Genomic DNA, 15,016 nt, shown 5'->3' with positions numbered 1-15,016 from the left:
GATGCGTCCCGTCCCCTTCGCCGCTGCCCGCCGGACTTCCGTCCGTAAGGCGTTGACCCGGGTCGGCTGGGCGATCGACGACCTCGACACAGTCGAAATCAACGAGGCGTTCGCCGCCCAGGCCCTCGCTTTCCTCCAGGACCTGCACCTCGACCGCGACGGCGGTGCCATCGCACTGGGTCACCCACTCGGCTGCTCAGGCGCGCGCATCCTCACGACCTTGCCGTACCGCATGAACCGCACGGACGCCAGAAAGGGCCTGGCGACCATGTGCGGTGTGGCCGTCCTCGTCCTGCACGACTGAGTCCGCTGGCGGAGACCATGACCCCTGGAGCCGGCGCCGGGTGCGCGCGTTGGCCGCGGCAGTGAGAAAGATCAGCCCAGGTCGCAGCGACCGGATCGCCCTGTTGTGTCCTGGCACGATGAGGTCTCACCACATCCGCCACGCCATCCTTGCCGCAGGAGCGGAGGCCGTGCAGGTGAGCCCGCTGATGTCGGTCGACGAGATCATGCGACTGCTCCTGGACAGCGGTGCCGTCGTGATGTTGTGCCACCGCGACATGATCACCCTGGGTTCGCAGGCAGCACGGATGGCGGGCATCCGGCTGTTCACCATCGGCCCACCATCCAGCGCCCCGGGCTCCGACGGCCGTCTGGAAGACCTGGCAGAGGCGCTGGTGGCCACAGCAAAGGGATGAAGCATCACCTTCCTGCGGCGGGAACGCCATCCGGATTCGCTCTCCTTCGTCACCGCATTCTGCTCGGCTAGCCACGTTCCGTCACCACCGAAAGTGGGCCAGAGCCGCTTACGGGACAGACCCGTTGTTCTTACAGTCCCTCCAGGAGGAGGCGGCGAGTGGGTCTCCGCCGCGGTATTCGAGCTGCAAGGCGGCGGCGAGCATCCGCCGGGCGCCCTCCCGGACGATTTCGTCGATCAGTGAGGAGGAGGCCGGGCTCTCTGCCACAGGCTGGTCGCCATCGGCGGGGTCAGGGACCACGGTGAGCATCGGGTCTGCCTTCCCGACCGACGTTAGCGCGTCGGCCATGCGTGAGAGACCTCAAACGATCACCGGGAAGGTACACCCCTTCCCGGCCGATCCACAGGTCTGCTCTGAGCGAGCTGGGCACCCATGACTACCAGCGTGTCTACGCCGTCGACGTCCTCGGCCATGCCGACGACCCCGAAGCCCTCGCGGCACTGCTCTTCCACTCGGCTGACTACGTAATGGTCGACCTGCTCCCCCACGGCTCGCGCCACCGCTTCGGCCCCGCCGACCTGCACCCCCGCCTCGACCACCAACGTATCCTCCCCACCCTGCAAGCCCGCGGAGAACTCATCCGAGTAGCCGCCGCTGGCGAAAACGTCGCCACCATCTGGGTGAGCGATCAGCAGCATCGGGGCAGCGTTGATGACCTCGGCATGGCGAGCGGCTCTATCGGGGAAGGCAGTTGAGATCTGGCTCGGCCGGTTTCAGATGCACGCCCCATCGCCCGCCTGCGAGATGCGCTTGGTTACACATCGAGCGGCTATGCGACGGCAGGCCGCCGAGGATGCTAAGTTCGCCCCCGCATCTACCGGGGGCTGCACCAGCACCTGGTGCCAGGTGGGTGCCGCAACCGCACCCACCTAACCTGGCTTCGACGCCATCTCACCATCGCGGGTCCACCTTCGGCACAGAACCAGCCGAGAACTAGCCGCTCACCTGTTGGGCGGCGCGCAGGAGCAGATCCCGGAAGAAGGCGTGCTCGGGATTGCGGTCGTAGACCGGGTGCCACCACATTGCGTCGACCAGCGGGCCGACTTCGAAAGGGCAGGGCAGCGAGCGGATCCCGACGTCGACCGAGAGCAGGCGCACCAGCCGCTCCTGCAGCAGCGCGATCCGGCGCGTCCCGGCGACGAGGCCGGGGATGGTCAGGAAACTCTCCGTCACGACCTGGACCCGCGGCTCGATCCCGAGCATCCGCATCTGCCGGGCGGCCGGAGTGGACGCCGTCGGCCCGTAGTAGGTCGCGACCCATGGCATGGCTTCGATCTGCTCAATGGTGAGCGTGTCACCGACGTCGGGGTTGTCCGCCGAGACCACCAGCACCCACCTGTCCCGCAGCACCTCCGCGTGGGGTAGGTCGGTGACGAAGCCGTGCGGCACCACCAGCAGGTCCGTTGTCAGCAACGTCTGCTCGGCGTGGTCGACCGCAGCAGGGGTGTTGTGCATCAGCCTTAGACGGGCGCCCGGCGCCTCCTGCCCCAACAGCTCCGTCAGGACGTTGCCGAGGACCGCACTGGCATAGTCGCTGAGCAGGACGCTGAACTCCCGGCTGGACTCCTTCGGGTCGAAGACCGGTTGCGCGGTGAAAATCCGCTCCACACCATCGAGGGCCAACCGCACCTGCGGCTTGAGCTGCGCGGCGAGCGGGCTGAGCCGGTACTCGTTGCCCACCCGGGTGAGCAGCTCGTCACCGAAGTGCCGACGCAGCCGGGCCAGCGACGCCGACAACGCCGGCTGGCTCAGCCCCAGCTGCTGGGCGGCCCGGGTGACGCTGCGCTGGTCGAGCAGCGCGTCGAGAGACACCAGCAGGTTGAGGTCCAGGTTCGAGAGCCGCATGACCAGCAGCTTATCCATGGCACTGATGAGCGGCATCACCCATTGCGTCTTCCCTGATAACCCTCCCTCCCGCACCATGGTCCACGTCCCCGACCCGAGAGAGGACCTTCGTGCCCCACGTCCCCGCCATGGCGCCCCTGGACCCTGCGGATCCCGAGGGAGCCATCGCCACCGCCGCCAAACGGAACTCCAATTGGGGTCGCTGGGGCGATGACGATGTGCTCGGCACACTGAACTTCCTCGACGAGGCCAAGCGCCGCGAGGGCGCGGCGCTGGTGCGCCGGGGAGTGAGCTTCTCGCTCGCCCAGTCGTTCGATATGAACGGTCCGCAGAAGGGCTGGCGGCGGCGCACCAACCCGGTGCACACGATGCTCGACACCGGGACCGACGCCGAGCGCGGCACGCAGGGCTTCCCACATGGGCTCGGCGGCGCCGACGATGTGATCTTCATGCCGCTGCAGGCCTCCACTCAATGGGACGGCCTCGGGCATATCTTCGACCACGGCCGCGCCTGGAACGGCCGCCGCGCGGGTGACGTCGTGACCAGCGACGGCGACGCGGTCACCGGCATCGAGACCGTGGCCTCGCTCATCTGCGGCCGTGGGGTGCTCCTCGACGTCGGCCGGGCCATCGGGACCGGCGGCGAACTGCCCGACGGCTTCGCCATCACCACCGAGCACCTCGAGGCGACCATCGCCGCCCAGGGCGAGTCGGCGCATGTCGGCCGCGGCGATCTGCTGTTGGTGCGCACCGGCCGGCTGGCACGGGCACGGCGAGAGGGCTGGGGCGACTACGCCGGCGGACCCTCCCCCGGCCTGTCGTTCACCACGGCGGACTGGCTGCACGACACCGAGATCGCCGGCATCGCCACCGACACCTGGGGCTTCGAGGTGCGCCCCAATGAGTTCGACGTCGCCTTCCAGCCGCTGCACCAGGTCGCCATCCCCAACATGGGGCTGTTCATCGGTGAGATGTGGGACCTCGACGCGCTGGCCGCCGATTGCGCCGCTGACGGCGTCTGGGACTTCTTCCTCACCGCCGCTCCCCTGCCCGTGACCGGTGCCGTGGGCGCCCCGGTCAATCCGATCGCAGTCAAGTGATCAAGGAGTCCTGACATGCCCGCCGTGAAGAACGTCCTCATCGTCGGCAGCGGCCTGGCCGGCGCCGGAGCAGCCATACACCTGGCCTCCGCCGGGGTGGCAGTGGACCTGGTGGAGATCGAGCCACAGGTCACCGCGCTCGGCTCGGGGATCACCCTCCAGGGCAACGCACTCCGCGAGCTTGACAGACTGGGCGTCTGGGGACGCGCGCGCCAGCGCGGCTACCCTTTCGACGTCACCGGCATCCGGGCGCCCGACCCGTACGGGACAGTGCTCTTCGAGATCCCGGATGCCAAGACCGGCGGCCCGGACTATCCCGCCGTGATGGGGATGTCCCGCCCCGAGCTGGCCTGCATCCTGCACGACCGCGCCGATGAGGTGGGCGTCAAGATCCGGTACGGGACGACGTTCACCGAACTGCGCCAGGACGACACCGGGGTCGCCGTCACCTTCTCCGACGAGTCCGCCAGCCGGTACGACCTCGTGATCGGTGCGGACGGCATCCGCTCCTGGACCCGCCGTGCGCTGGGCATCGACCTGGAGACCAAGTCGGTCGGCATGGGCATCTGGCGGAGCTTCGGCCCGCGGCCGGCCGGCGTGACACGCACCGACCTCTACTACGGCGGCCCCTCTTACATCGCCGGCTACTGCCCCACCGGTGAGGATTCGCTCTACGCATACATCGTGGAGGACGCGCAGGACCGCTCCACCCTCACGCCGGAGCAGCAGCTGGCCGTCATGAGGGATCTCTCCCAGGCCTACCACGGACCGTGGGACGAGATCCGGGAGACGCTCACCGATCCCTCCCGGGTCAACTACACGTGGTTCGAGACCCACCTGCTCGCGCCGCCGTGGAACCGCGGGCGAGTCGTGCTCATCGGCGACGCCGCGCACACCTGCCCGCCGACCATCGCCCAGGGCGGCGCCCAGGCCCTTGAGGACGCCGCCGTCCTCACGGAGCTCCTGATCACTCATGACGCCGTCGATCAGAATCTTTGGGACGAGTTCCACGCTCGCCGTGTGGACCGCGCGAAGACCGTCGTCGACGCCTCCAACCAGCTCGCCGCCTGGCAGCTCGCGCACGAACAGGGCGACATTCCCGGCCTCATGCGAACCATCGCGATGCTCGTCAGCCGCCCCGCCTGACCTACCCCTGGCCGATCCGCTACCGGAGAAACCCGATGCCCGAACGTCTGATCACCCATCTACGGCACGTCGACCTCGCCGTGCCCGACCACGCCAAGCAGCTCGAGTTCTACACGAACCTCTGGGGGCTCAAGGCCGAGCACAGCGACACCGGCCTGACCTTCCTGGCCGCCGAGGGGTCGCCCGAGCAGTACGTCGTCCGGCTGCGCGAGTCGGCCGACAAGCGCATCGACCTCATCGCGTTCGGCGCGGCCAGCCGTGCCGACGTCGACGCCCTCGCCGGTAACCTCGCCCGCGACGGCGTCCGGCTCATAACGGAGCCGGGCGACCTGCAGACCCCCGGAGGCGGTTACGGCTTCCGGTTCTTCGACAATGAGGGCCGTACGATCGAGATCAGCGCCGATGTCGCCGTACGGAAGCACAGAGCGGTCGAAGAGGGGGAGTCGATCCCCGTTCGACTCTCGCACGTCGTCATCAACTCCGCCGACCCTGAGAGCACCCGCGCCTTCTACGAAAAGCACCTCTCGTTCGCCCTCTCGGACACCCTGATGCACCCTCGCATGGGCGAGATGATGTGGTTCATGCGGATCAACGCCTGGCACCACAGCCTGGCGATCGCCCGCTGCCCGCACCCCTCGCTGCACCACGCCTCGTTCGAGATGCGTGGCCTGGACGAGTACATGCGGGGCACCGGCCGGGTGCTGCGCGCCGGCGTGGAGAAGATCTGGGGGCCCGGACGGCACCTGGCCGGCAACAACACCTTCAGCTACTTCCTTGACCCGTCCGGCAACACCATGGAGTACACGACCGAGCTGGAAGTCCTCGACGAGGACACCTGGCACCCCCATGTGTACGACTTCAGCAAGCCCGAGGTCAGCGACCAGTGGGGCACCGCGAACGCGATGAACGAGTTCGTCGCGCAGCGCTCGTTCAACGACCCCGACCAGGGTCTGTTCGTCGCACCCCCGGTCTGAGCCCATGAAGTTCGCAACCTGGGAAGACGGCGGGACCGTCACCGCCGGCGTCGTCGGTGAGCACGGGCTGCACGCCCTTCCAGCCGGCGTGACCGTGCTCGACCTGGTCCGCGCGGGGCTGCCCGCGGCGCTGGAGGCCGGGGCGGCCACGCTGTCCGCGCCGCCGGTCCCGCTTGACCGTGTCCGGCTGCTGCCGCCGCTGCAGCCGGAGACGATCCGCGACTTCGTCGCGTTCGAGGAGCACGTCGAGGGCGTGGTCATGAGTGTCGGCGATGGCGGCGGGGTCGCGGCGGAGTGGTACGAGGCGCCGACCTTCTACTTCACCAACCCCTACCCGCTCTACGGTGCACACGACGACATACCGATGCCCCCCGGCTCCCGGCTGTTCGACTTCGAGCTGGAGGTCGCGGCCGTGGTCGGCCGGAAGGTGGCTTCGGAGACCCCGGACCGAGTCCGTGACGCGATCTTCGGGTACGCCGTGCTCAACGACTGGTCCGCCCGGGACCTGCAGCGCCGGGAGATGAAGGTCTTGCTCGGCCCGGCCAAGGGCAAGGACTCCGCCACCACGTTGGGCCCCTGGCTGGTGACCGCCGACGAGCTGGAGCCCTACCGGGACGACGAGGGCTTCCTGCCCCTCGACATGCGAGTCAGCGTCAACGGCGTCGAGGTGGGTCAGGACCTGCTGTCGAACATGGGCTGGCCGTTCGAGGATCTCGTCTCCTACGCCGCCCGCGGCACCGTCCTGCGTCCCGGCGACGTACTCGGTTCGGGCACATGCGGCCACGGCGGCTGCCTCGCGGAGCTGTGGGGCCGCCGCGGCGAGATCAGCCCTCCTCCGCTGCGACCGGGCGACGTCGTGGAGATGACCGTGGAGGGTATCGGCACCATCCGCAACCGCGTCGTACCCGGACCCGAGCTGCCGCCTGTCGAGGCGGCCCGGCCACGGCCTCGGGCGCGTCAGCGGACCACCTGATCAGGAGCGCGCCCTGCCCGCGCTCCGGCTTGAGAGGAACCACAGTGTTTGAGTATTTTCCGGGCAACTACGTCTGGAACCTCGGCGTCGTCGCCACGCTGAACTCGGGCGGGCTGATCGACGAGGTGGACCGCGCGTGCCGCCCGATCAAGGAGGCCGCTGCCCAGGGCGAGGACGCCGGCACGCCCGACCTGCTATGCGCCTGGACCGCCCTCACCGACCAGCTGGTCGCCCAGGCGCAGGACGCGGAGAAGGCGGGGCACACCCGTACGGCCGGGCAGCTGTACTTCCGCGCGACCAACTACCTGTGTCAGGCCGAGCGGATGCTGTCGAACTCCGACCCGAACCGCATCCCGACCTACAAGCGGGTGCTGGAGCTGGCGCAGAGGGCGTTCGACCTCAGGGACCCGCGCGTCTCCCGGGTGGCCATCCCCTACGAGGGCACGACGCTGCCGGCCTACTTCAGCGCCGCCCCGGCCACCGACGCCGGCCCCGCGCCGGTCGTCGTGCTGGTCAACGGGCTGGACTCGACCAAGGAGCACATGTACTCCTCGAGTCACTGGGAGGAGCTGGCCGCACGCGGCATCTCCTGCCTGATGCTCGACCAGCCCGGCACCGGTGAGGCGCTCCGGCTGCAGGGGCTCACCGCCCGCGTCGACGCCGAGGCTTGGGCCGGGGCGGTGGTCGACTGGCTGGAAGCCCGGCCGGACGTCGACCGCGGCCGCATCGGCATCGTCGGCTGGTCGCTGGGCGGCTACTACGCTCCCCGCGCCGCGGCCTTCGAGAAGCGCTTCGCCCTGTGCGTGGCTTGGGGCGCCAACCACGACTGGGGCGCTGTCCAGCGCCGCAGACTCGAACGGGAGGGCGAGCGGCCAGTCCCGCACTACTGGGAGCACGTCTTGTGGGTGTGGGGCCACACCGATCTGCGGGAGTTCATCGAGTTCGCCGACCAGGTGAACCTGGAAGGCGTCGTCGAGAAGATCACCGTACCGTTCCTCATCGCGCACGGGGCGAACGACCGGCAGATCCCACTGGAGTACGCACACCGCTCCTACGAACAGGCGGTCAACTCCCCCAAGCGGGAGTTGCGGATCTTCACCGCCGAGGAGGGGGCCACGGAACACATCGGCTTGGACCATCTGCCCCACGTCAGCGTCTTCATCGCCGACTGGGTCGCCGACACCTTCGCCGAACTCGGCGGCCCTGCGACCTGAGGCTCGCCACGAGCCGAAGTCCGCCGACAAGGGACATTCGATGACTGACGCTCGGCGACAGCAGGGTCATGCGCTCACATCCTGAGGGCGAGGCCCGGGTCGTCGAGGTCCACCGGCCCGAGAGCGGGTAGCCGCGCTCGTGGCCGGCCTCGCCGCCCGCCACCGCGAGCAATCCCCGTGTCTGGTGCTCGCGGTCACCTTGGCGAGGTGGACGGGAGCACGGCCTCCTCGGCTCAGGCCGCGGAGCGCTCCCCCGCCGAGGGCAGGTCCGGATGCCCGGCGGGCGTGGAGAACGGGAGCCACTGCGCGAGCAGGCGAGGTGTGAACAGCTCATCGAGAACCAGGTGCACCGCCCCGGCGAGCCCCGCCTCCCCCAGAGACGTCGGTTCGATCCGCAGTGTCCGCGTGGCGAGCGGAAGAGAGCGGCGGTAGACGGCCTCACGAATGGCGGCCAGGACGTGGTCGCCGGCGCTGACCACCCCGCCGCCGAGGACAACGAGCGCCGGGTTGTAGAAGCTGACGAGCGTGGCGAGCGCGGTCCCGACGAGCCGGCCGGCGCGGGCCAGGAGGGCGCGGGCCGCCGCGTCTCCCCTCCCGGCGGCCACCGTGACGTCAGCGGTGGTCAGTGTGCCCTTCGCCGCCAGGATCTCCGCCAGCACCCGGCTGCCCCCGCTCTCGGCCAGCCGCCGCCCCTCGCGCGCCAGTGCCGCCCCGCCGGCGACCGCCTCGAGACACCCGGCATTCCCACAGCGACAGATGACGTTCTCCGCCTCCGGGACCGCGATGTGCCCGATGTCGCCGGCGCACCCGTTCGTCCCCCGGTGCAGCCGACCGCCGGACACTAGCCCGGCCCCGATCCCGGTGCCGATCTTGACGTAGAGCAGGTCCTGCGCGTCTCCTATGGTGGGATTGGTACGCAGCTCCCCCAGTGCCAGCAGGTTGACGTCGTTGTCCACCCAGGTCGGCGCGTCGTAGCGGCGCGACAACCGATCACGGATCGGGTATCCGTCCCAGCCGGGCATGATCGGCGGGGACACCGGAAGGCCGGTCGCGAATTCGACTGGTCCTGGGACACCGACCCCGATGCCCCACACACTCCGCCCCTCCACAGCCCGGGCCAGTAGCCCGTCGACGAGCTGCTCAACCCGGGCCATGATCACCTCAGGGCCGTCGGCGATGTCAACGGGCTCTTCCACGCTCTCGAGCACCCGACCCGAGAGGTCCGCGACGCCGATCTCCATTCCGGTCGCACCGATGTCCACACCGACAACCCGGCCGGCTCCGCGCGCAGCCGCAGCCGACGAGGAGCGCCGCCCCCCGGTGGAGGGACCGACCCCCGCGCGGGCCACAAGCCCCGCCGACTCCAGCTCCGCGATGCGCGCCGCGACGACGCTACGGCCGAGCTCCAACTGCTGGGAGATAAGCGGCTGGGTCATCCCGTGGCTGCCGCGGATCGCCGCGAGGACGGCGGCCAGGCTGTCCATCCGCCCAGAGGGCACTTCCCCTCCTTGCTTCCCCTAGGACACAGGCCAGGAATTCCGATCATGCTCGACAAAAGTAGCAGCAGACCGCTTGACCGGAGGAGCCCCTTGCGCGCGGGCCGGTCCGGCCGAAGCAGGTTGCCGACAGGAGACATCGCATGTGAGAGGCCATTTCCAAAGAGCGGAACCGCGATGCACTCCCGTGGCCAGAGAGTTCCGGCGGGCCATCGCAGGGTCCGTGGTTCGCCCGGCCTCCCAATAGATCCGGTCTATGCTGCCCATCAGCAAACTTATGTTGTTTACCGACAGAATAGCTGTAACACTCCCGACATACGCGATTCGTCCAGTGGATCCCTCACTCACTGTCACCCCTCTTCCCGGCCCTCGAAAGGCTCACCATGACGTTCTCGATCGCCCGGCACCGCCGCCGCGCTGCCGCCGTGGCGTTGCCTCTGGCCACCGGCCTGCTTCTCGCCGCCTGCGGAGGCGAGGACGGCAGCACCGCCAACGGTGAGGAGCCGCAGACCATCACGTTGTCCTACGCGAGCGCGAACACCGGCGAGAAGGCGTACGAAACCCTCGCTCAGGACTACATGAAGGCGCATCCGGGCGTCACGATCAAGACCAACCGGATCGCGCTGAACGCCTACAACCAGACGCTGACGACGCAGATGCAGGCCGGCAACGGACCGGATGTCATGTACATCAACGCCGGCACCGGTCAGGCGGGCTCGGTGGGCCAGCTCGGAAAGGCCGGCCTCCTGATGGACCTGGGCTCCAGCCTCAAGAGCGTCCTTCCCGAGGGCACCGAAGAGCTCTATTCGCTCGACGGCAAGCTCTTGGGGGTGCCGTCCGCCGTGACGATCAGCGCGATCGTCTACAACGACGACCTCGCCAAGCAGAACGGTGTGACGGTCACGCCTTCGTCCACCCTCCAGGACGTGCTGTCACAGTGCGGCAAGGTGAAGGCGGCGGGTAAATCGATCTTCGGGCTGGCCGGGTCCGTTCCGCAGAACCCCGGCATCATGGCGATGGAGATCGCCTCCTCCACCGTGTACGGCCCGAACCCGAACTGGAACCAGGACCGGGGCGCCGGCAAGACCACCTTCGCGCAGACGCAGGGGTGGCGCGACGCCCTGCAGGCCGTGATCGACCTGAACAAGTCGGGCTGCTTCCAGGACGGCGCGGCGGGGGCCGGCTTCGACGCCCTGACCAACGGCGCCAGCCAGGGCAAGCTCTTCGGTTTCTTCGCGCCGAGCGGGGCGACCAAGGACATCATGGACGCGGCGCAAGGGCACGTGAAGCTCATCGCGCTGCCGTTCCCGGCGCCCCAGGGCACGCAGACCTACGCTGCGCTGACTGCCAACATCGGTCTGGCCGGCAACGCGAAAACGAAGAGCCCGAAGCTCGTCCAGGACTTCATCAAGTTCTCCGTCTCTCCGGACGAGGCGAAGAAGTTCGCCGACGCGCAGGGCAGCATCCCGGTGGGCAGCGACATCGCAACGTCGGACCTGCTGCCTCAGTACCAGCCCATCGCGGACATGCTGAAGAACAAGCAGTACCGCCCCTTCGGCATCGACACCTGGCCCAACGGCCAGGTTTACGACGCCCTCGGCAGCGGCGCGACCGGCCTGCTCACGGGTCAGAAGACGATCGACGACGTGCTCAAGGCGATGGACGCTGCCTGGAGCAGCTGAGCCCGGCCGCGTGCGGGGTGGGATCTGCCGCCCCGCACGCCACCCGACGCGGAAACAGGGACTAGGGACGGCAAGATGACCATGACGGAAAGCCAAGCCGGCGCGGTGGGAGCCACGGCCGCGACCCCGAAGCCGGCGGCAGGCAGACAGCGCGCGTACCGCATCGGCTACGGCTATTGGTGGTGGGCGCTGCCGGCCGTGGCGCTCATGCTGGCCTTCATCTACGCGACGACCGCCAGCGGCGCCTTCTACGCCTTCACCAACTGGACGGGCATCGGCTCCTTCGACTTCATCGGTCTCAAGAACTTCACACGGATCTTCCAGACGGAGGAACTCACCGGAGCGCTCGTCAACACGCTGCTGCTGGCGTTCGGCTTCGTGCTCGGCAGCAACATCCTGGGACTGCTGTTCGCACTGGCCCTCAACCGCGGCCTCAAGACGCGATACGTCCTGCGGACATTGCTGTTCATGCCCGTGGTCATCGCCCCGATCGCGGTCTCCTACATCTGGAAGTTCATCTTCGCCTTCGACGGCCCGCTCAACGAGACGCTCGGCGCCATCGGCCTGAAGAGCTGGCAGCGCGACTGGCTGGCCGACCCGAAGCTCGCGCTCCTGGCCGTCCTCGTCGTCATGGTCTGGCAGAACATCGGCTTCACCATGGTGATCTACCTCGCCGGCCTGGCCACCGTCCCCGTGGAACTGGAGGAGGCCGCCGCCCTGGACGGCGCGGGCCCCCTGCGTCGTTTCCGGTCGGTCACGATGCCGATGATCCAGCCCTCCATCGCGATCGCGACGACACTATCACTCATCCAGGGGCTGCGGATCTTCGACCAGGTCATCGCACTCACCGGCGGAGGCCCCGCGGGCGCCACACAGACGCTGGCGACAGAGGTGTACCAGCACACGTTCGTCTTCAGCAATTTCGGTTTCGGCGCGGCCCTGGCCCTGGTGCTGAGCGTGCTCATCCTCATCTTCACCGTCGTCCAGCAGTACGCCACCCGCGACCGCCTCTAGATCGGACGAAAGCCGTGTTCCACTACACGAAGAAGACGCTGCTCCTCGAGATCGTCACGATCCTGGCGGCGGTCGTGATGTTGATGCCCTTCTACTTTCTGATCTCCACCTCGCTGAAGACGCAGGATCAGGTGCTCACCACGTCGTCGCTGTCCTTCCCGGTCAGTCCGACCTTCGAGAACTTCGTCACGCTGCTTTCGCCCTCCAGTGACGCGTCGTCGAGCATATTCCAGGGGTTGCTCAACAGCGTGATCATCACCGCCGGGACCATCGCCGCCCTCGTGGTGATCGGCTCCCCCGCGGCCTACGTGTTCGCCCGCAGCACCAGCCGCTGGAGCACCCGGACGTACTACCTGTTCATGATCGCAATCCTGCTGCCCACCCAGCTCGGTGTCGTGCCGCTCTACGTCGAGGCGCGCAACCTCGGCCTGGTGGGGACGCCGTTCGGGATGATCGTGGTCTACACCGGCATGCTCATCCCGCTGTCGGTATTCCTCTACGGCGGCTTCTTCCGGAGGCTACCGCGAGACTACGAGGAGGCGGCGACGGTCGACGGCGCCTCCCGGACCAGGATTTTCGCTCAGGTGGTGTTCCCTCTCATGGGCCCGGCCACCGGAACGGTCGCCATCCTCGCCGGCCTGATCGTGTGGAACGACTTCTTCACCGCTCTGATCTTCCTGAACGGTTCGGGATTCCAGACGTTACCGGTGGTCATGTACAACTACGTCGGCTCACTGGTCTCACAGTGGAACCTGATCTTCGCTGTCGTGATCATCTCGATGGTTCCCATTCTCGCCTTCTACTTCTTCGCCCAGAAGAAGTTCATCCAGGGCTACGCCGGCGGGCTGAAGGGCTGACCCCTTCCTTCCTGCCCCCGGCAGCCCTCTCACACCTTTGAGGAACGCCTGCATTGATGCCGGAACAGATCATCGAGCCCGGGACGCTGGCCGCCCGGGGGGACCGGGTGCGGCTCTCCGTCCGCATGCCCTGGTACCGGGCCCTGCCGCTGTCGTCCGTCGCCGACGTCCGGTGGATGGTCGACGGGGCTCAGGTGCCGCGTGACTCCATCACCTGGACCGTCGACGGTCGCTCCCACCGGCTCGACGACCTACCCGCCCGCCATGACCTGTGGTGGTACGTCCTCGACTCCGCGGAGCTCGAGGGCGATCTGCCCGCTCTGGACGACCGGGCCGAGCACCGGGTGAGCGTGACGTTGAGCCTGTACATCCCCTACATCACCACCGACCTGGGGGTTCTCAGGATCGAGGAGAAGGACGCCAAGACGATGCCGCTGACGGTGACGCGGAAAGGCAGGTCCGCATGACCGCGCCCGGCACGCCCGTGCAGGGGGTCACGCTCTACAGCTTCACCCGCGCCTTCCACGGGCGGCGGTACACGTTCGAGGAACTGGTGCGCGAGGTGGCCCGCCGTGGTCTCGGTCCCGGGCTGGAACTCGTCGGCTTCCAGAGCATCAAGGGATTCCCGGACGTCGACCCCGGTTTCGTGACACGCTTCCGGTCGCTGATCGACGAGATCGGTCTCGTACCGACCTGCCTCAGCGCGAACGCCGACGCCGGGCTGCGCCGCGACCGGATGCTCACCGACGACGAACTCGTCGACTACATGCGCCCCCAGATCGCCGTCGCCCGCGAGCTCGGCTTCCCTGTCGTACGGGTGCAGATCTCGCTCACCCCCGACGACATGGAGCGGCTGCTCCCGGTGGCCGAACAGCACGGCGTCCGGCTCGGCCTGGAGATCCACTCCCACCAGCACCCCAGGCACCCGCGCATCCAGGCGCTGCTCGAACGCTACGAGAAGCTCGGGTCGCCCCTGCTCGGCTTCGTCCCCGACTGGGGCGCGTCGCTGCGGGCGGTGCCGTCGACGCTGCTGCGCAAGTACCGCGAGGCGGGGTACGACGAGGACCTTCTGACGGGGATCGAGCAACTGTGGCGGGAGCACCACGCCGAGGGGCCCCCGATGACCGAGCCGCAGCACGGACGGTGGTTCCGGCAGGTCATGGAGCTGGCCCACCGCCATGGTGCCGGTGACCGGGCGATCGAGATGGCGGTCAACATCACCGGACTGTTCGGCCACGCGCCGGCGTCCGACTGGGCCGAGGTCCTTCCCTGGGCCGTGCACACCCACGGAAAGTTCTACGAGATCGACGCCGACGGCGACGAGCCGTCGGTGCCGGTGCGCGAGCTGGTCGACCTGTGGGTCGGAAGCGGCTACTCGGGAGCGATCTCCAGCGAGTGGGAGGGCTTCCACTGGAACGACTGGGACGACCCCTTCGACGTCGTCGCCCGTGAGCAGGCCCTCATCCGTGCGAGCGCCGCCGCGAGCGGCTCTCGCGTGATCGTCGATCCGGCCGAGGCCCGCCGCCTGGTGGGCCTGCGGGAAGGAAGGAACATCTGATGGCCACCGATGACACGGTCCTGACCGAGGACAGCCTGACCCGGCGTCCCGGCGGTCTGGCGGTCGCCCTCAAGGTGCCGTGGTACCGCAGCCTCTGGCTGTCGAGTGTCAGCGACATCGCCGTGACAGTGGACGGGGAGCGCGTCCCCCGCGACGACCTGCGGGTCGAGCTGGGCGAACGCACCTACCACGTCGACGAGCTGAAGGAGCAGTGGGACACGCTCTGGTTCATCCAGGACCGTCTCCAGGTCGTGGTCCCACGCGAGAAGCCGCCGGCGGAGGGCCAGGAGGTCGATGTCGAGGTGGCCGTCGAACTACGGCTTCCGTACATGCAGATCGCCCCCATGACGTACGTGACCAACCACGCGACCAACCGCCGCACGCTGACTGCGCGTTGAG

At 68.4% G+C, this 15,016-nt stretch carries 16 protein-coding genes; 13 read left to right on the top strand and 3 right to left on the bottom strand.

The window, feature by feature from the left end:
* The first annotated feature begins 1 nt into the window (after position 1).
* Together B1L11_RS26755 and B1L11_RS26750 are read left to right on the top strand one after the other, a co-directional pair.
* Positions 2-304: a hypothetical protein gene (locus B1L11_RS26755; protein WP_079317235.1), complete on the top strand. Its 303-nt coding sequence runs from the start codon at positions 2-4 to the stop codon at positions 302-304.
* A gap of 40 nt (positions 305-344) precedes the next feature.
* Entirely contained in the window at positions 345-698 is a 354-nt protein-coding gene (locus tag B1L11_RS26750; protein WP_079317233.1) for an AMP-binding protein, read from the top strand.
* A gap of 368 nt (positions 699-1,066) precedes the next feature.
* Here the strand turns inward: B1L11_RS26750 and B1L11_RS26740 are convergent, their stop codons facing one another.
* Together B1L11_RS26740 and B1L11_RS26735 are read right to left on the bottom strand one after the other, a co-directional pair.
* Positions 1,067-1,396 (bottom strand): hypothetical protein, encoded by a 330-nt coding sequence (locus tag B1L11_RS26740; RefSeq protein ID WP_079317229.1) that lies wholly within the window; start codon positions 1,394-1,396, stop codon positions 1,067-1,069.
* A 295-nt stretch (positions 1,397-1,691) separates the two neighbouring features.
* Positions 1,692-2,621: a LysR family transcriptional regulator gene (locus tag B1L11_RS26735; protein WP_204050755.1), complete on the bottom strand. Its 930-nt coding sequence runs from the start codon at positions 2,619-2,621 to the stop codon at positions 1,692-1,694.
* A 200-nt stretch (positions 2,622-2,821) separates the two neighbouring features.
* On the opposite strand from B1L11_RS26735, the gene B1L11_RS26730 reads away from it, so the two are divergent.
* Genes B1L11_RS26730 through B1L11_RS26710 form a run of 5 tightly spaced genes read left to right on the top strand, consistent with a single transcriptional unit; the run spans position 2,822 to position 8,010 of the window.
* The gene (locus tag B1L11_RS26730) at positions 2,822-3,703 is read left to right on the top strand and encodes a cyclase family protein (RefSeq protein ID WP_256862914.1); all 882 of its coding nucleotides are present in this window, start codon (positions 2,822-2,824) and stop codon (positions 3,701-3,703) included.
* Positions 3,704-3,718: 15 nt separating this feature from the next.
* A complete protein-coding gene (locus B1L11_RS26725) occupies positions 3,719-4,849 on the top strand; it encodes an FAD-dependent monooxygenase (protein ID WP_079317227.1) in 1,131 nt (376 codons plus the stop codon).
* 35 nt (positions 4,850-4,884) lie between these two features.
* Complete coding sequence (locus B1L11_RS26720; RefSeq protein WP_079317225.1) at positions 4,885-5,823, top strand: VOC family protein; 939 nt, start codon at positions 4,885-4,887, stop codon at positions 5,821-5,823.
* A gap of 4 nt (positions 5,824-5,827) precedes the next feature.
* The gene (locus B1L11_RS26715) at positions 5,828-6,796 is read left to right on the top strand and encodes a fumarylacetoacetate hydrolase family protein (protein WP_079317223.1); all 969 of its coding nucleotides are present in this window, start codon (positions 5,828-5,830) and stop codon (positions 6,794-6,796) included.
* A gap of 44 nt (positions 6,797-6,840) precedes the next feature.
* Positions 6,841-8,010, top strand: coding sequence for a S9 family peptidase (locus tag B1L11_RS26710; protein WP_079317221.1), 1,170 nt, complete (start codon positions 6,841-6,843; stop codon positions 8,008-8,010).
* Positions 8,011-8,243: 233 nt separating this feature from the next.
* Here B1L11_RS26710 and B1L11_RS26705 read toward each other — a convergent pair whose 3' ends face one another.
* Positions 8,244-9,509 (bottom strand): ROK family transcriptional regulator, encoded by a 1,266-nt coding sequence (locus B1L11_RS26705; protein WP_218671333.1) that lies wholly within the window; start codon positions 9,507-9,509, stop codon positions 8,244-8,246.
* Positions 9,510-9,889: 380 nt separating this feature from the next.
* Here B1L11_RS26705 and B1L11_RS26700 point away from each other — a divergent pair, with 380 nt between their 5' ends.
* From B1L11_RS26700 to B1L11_RS48655, 6 genes are all read left to right on the top strand, one after another.
* Entirely contained in the window at positions 9,890-11,188 is a 1,299-nt protein-coding gene (locus B1L11_RS26700) for an ABC transporter substrate-binding protein (RefSeq protein ID WP_079317217.1), read from the top strand.
* A gap of 75 nt (positions 11,189-11,263) precedes the next feature.
* Entirely contained in the window at positions 11,264-12,202 is a 939-nt protein-coding gene (locus tag B1L11_RS26695; protein WP_079317215.1) for a carbohydrate ABC transporter permease, read from the top strand.
* Positions 12,203-12,216: 14 nt separating this feature from the next.
* Positions 12,217-13,059, top strand: coding sequence for a carbohydrate ABC transporter permease (locus B1L11_RS26690; protein ID WP_079317213.1), 843 nt, complete (start codon positions 12,217-12,219; stop codon positions 13,057-13,059).
* Positions 13,060-13,115: 56 nt separating this feature from the next.
* Positions 13,116-13,526 (top strand): DUF6379 domain-containing protein, encoded by a 411-nt coding sequence (locus tag B1L11_RS26685; RefSeq protein ID WP_204050747.1) that lies wholly within the window; start codon positions 13,116-13,118, stop codon positions 13,524-13,526.
* Entirely contained in the window at positions 13,523-14,617 is a 1,095-nt protein-coding gene (locus B1L11_RS26680) for a sugar phosphate isomerase/epimerase (RefSeq protein WP_079317210.1), read from the top strand. Before B1L11_RS26685 ends, B1L11_RS26680 begins: the two co-directional genes overlap by 4 nt.
* A complete protein-coding gene (locus tag B1L11_RS48655) occupies positions 14,617-15,015 on the top strand; it encodes a DUF6379 domain-containing protein (RefSeq protein WP_204050745.1) in 399 nt (132 codons plus the stop codon). The genes B1L11_RS26680 and B1L11_RS48655 overlap by 1 nt, the downstream gene beginning before the upstream one ends.
* Position 15,016 lies beyond the last annotated feature (1 nt).

The sequence above is a fragment of the Microbispora sp. GKU 823 genome (assembly GCF_002027145.1).
Lineage (GTDB): Bacteria > Actinomycetota > Actinomycetes > Streptosporangiales > Streptosporangiaceae > Microbispora > Microbispora siamensis.
Note: the sequence above shows the minus strand (reverse complement) of the source record. Positions and strands in the feature narration are given on the sequence as shown.

What these genes read in the sequence shown, in the direction of transcription:
- B1L11_RS26755 (WP_079317235.1), top strand. Translation starts at nt 2, where the DNA reads ATGCGTCCCGTCCCCTTCGCCGCTGCCCGCCGGACTTCCGTCCGTAAG.
- B1L11_RS26740 (WP_079317229.1), bottom strand. Translation starts at nt 1,396, where the DNA reads ATGCTGCTGATCGCTCACCCAGATGGTGGCGACGTTTTCGCCAGCGGC.
- B1L11_RS26735 (WP_204050755.1), bottom strand. Translation starts at nt 2,621, where the DNA reads ATGGATAAGCTGCTGGTCATGCGGCTCTCGAACCTGGACCTCAACCTG.
- B1L11_RS26725 (WP_079317227.1), top strand. Translation starts at nt 3,719, where the DNA reads ATGCCCGCCGTGAAGAACGTCCTCATCGTCGGCAGCGGCCTGGCCGGC.
- B1L11_RS26720 (WP_079317225.1), top strand. Translation starts at nt 4,885, where the DNA reads ATGCCCGAACGTCTGATCACCCATCTACGGCACGTCGACCTCGCCGTG.
- B1L11_RS26715 (WP_079317223.1), top strand. Translation starts at nt 5,828, where the DNA reads ATGAAGTTCGCAACCTGGGAAGACGGCGGGACCGTCACCGCCGGCGTC.
- B1L11_RS26700 (WP_079317217.1), top strand. Translation starts at nt 9,890, where the DNA reads ATGACGTTCTCGATCGCCCGGCACCGCCGCCGCGCTGCCGCCGTGGCG.
- B1L11_RS26695 (WP_079317215.1), top strand. Translation starts at nt 11,264, where the DNA reads ATGACCATGACGGAAAGCCAAGCCGGCGCGGTGGGAGCCACGGCCGCG.
- B1L11_RS26685 (WP_204050747.1), top strand. Translation starts at nt 13,116, where the DNA reads ATGCCGGAACAGATCATCGAGCCCGGGACGCTGGCCGCCCGGGGGGAC.
- B1L11_RS26680 (WP_079317210.1), top strand. Translation starts at nt 13,523, where the DNA reads ATGACCGCGCCCGGCACGCCCGTGCAGGGGGTCACGCTCTACAGCTTC.
- B1L11_RS48655 (WP_204050745.1), top strand. Translation starts at nt 14,617, where the DNA reads ATGGCCACCGATGACACGGTCCTGACCGAGGACAGCCTGACCCGGCGT.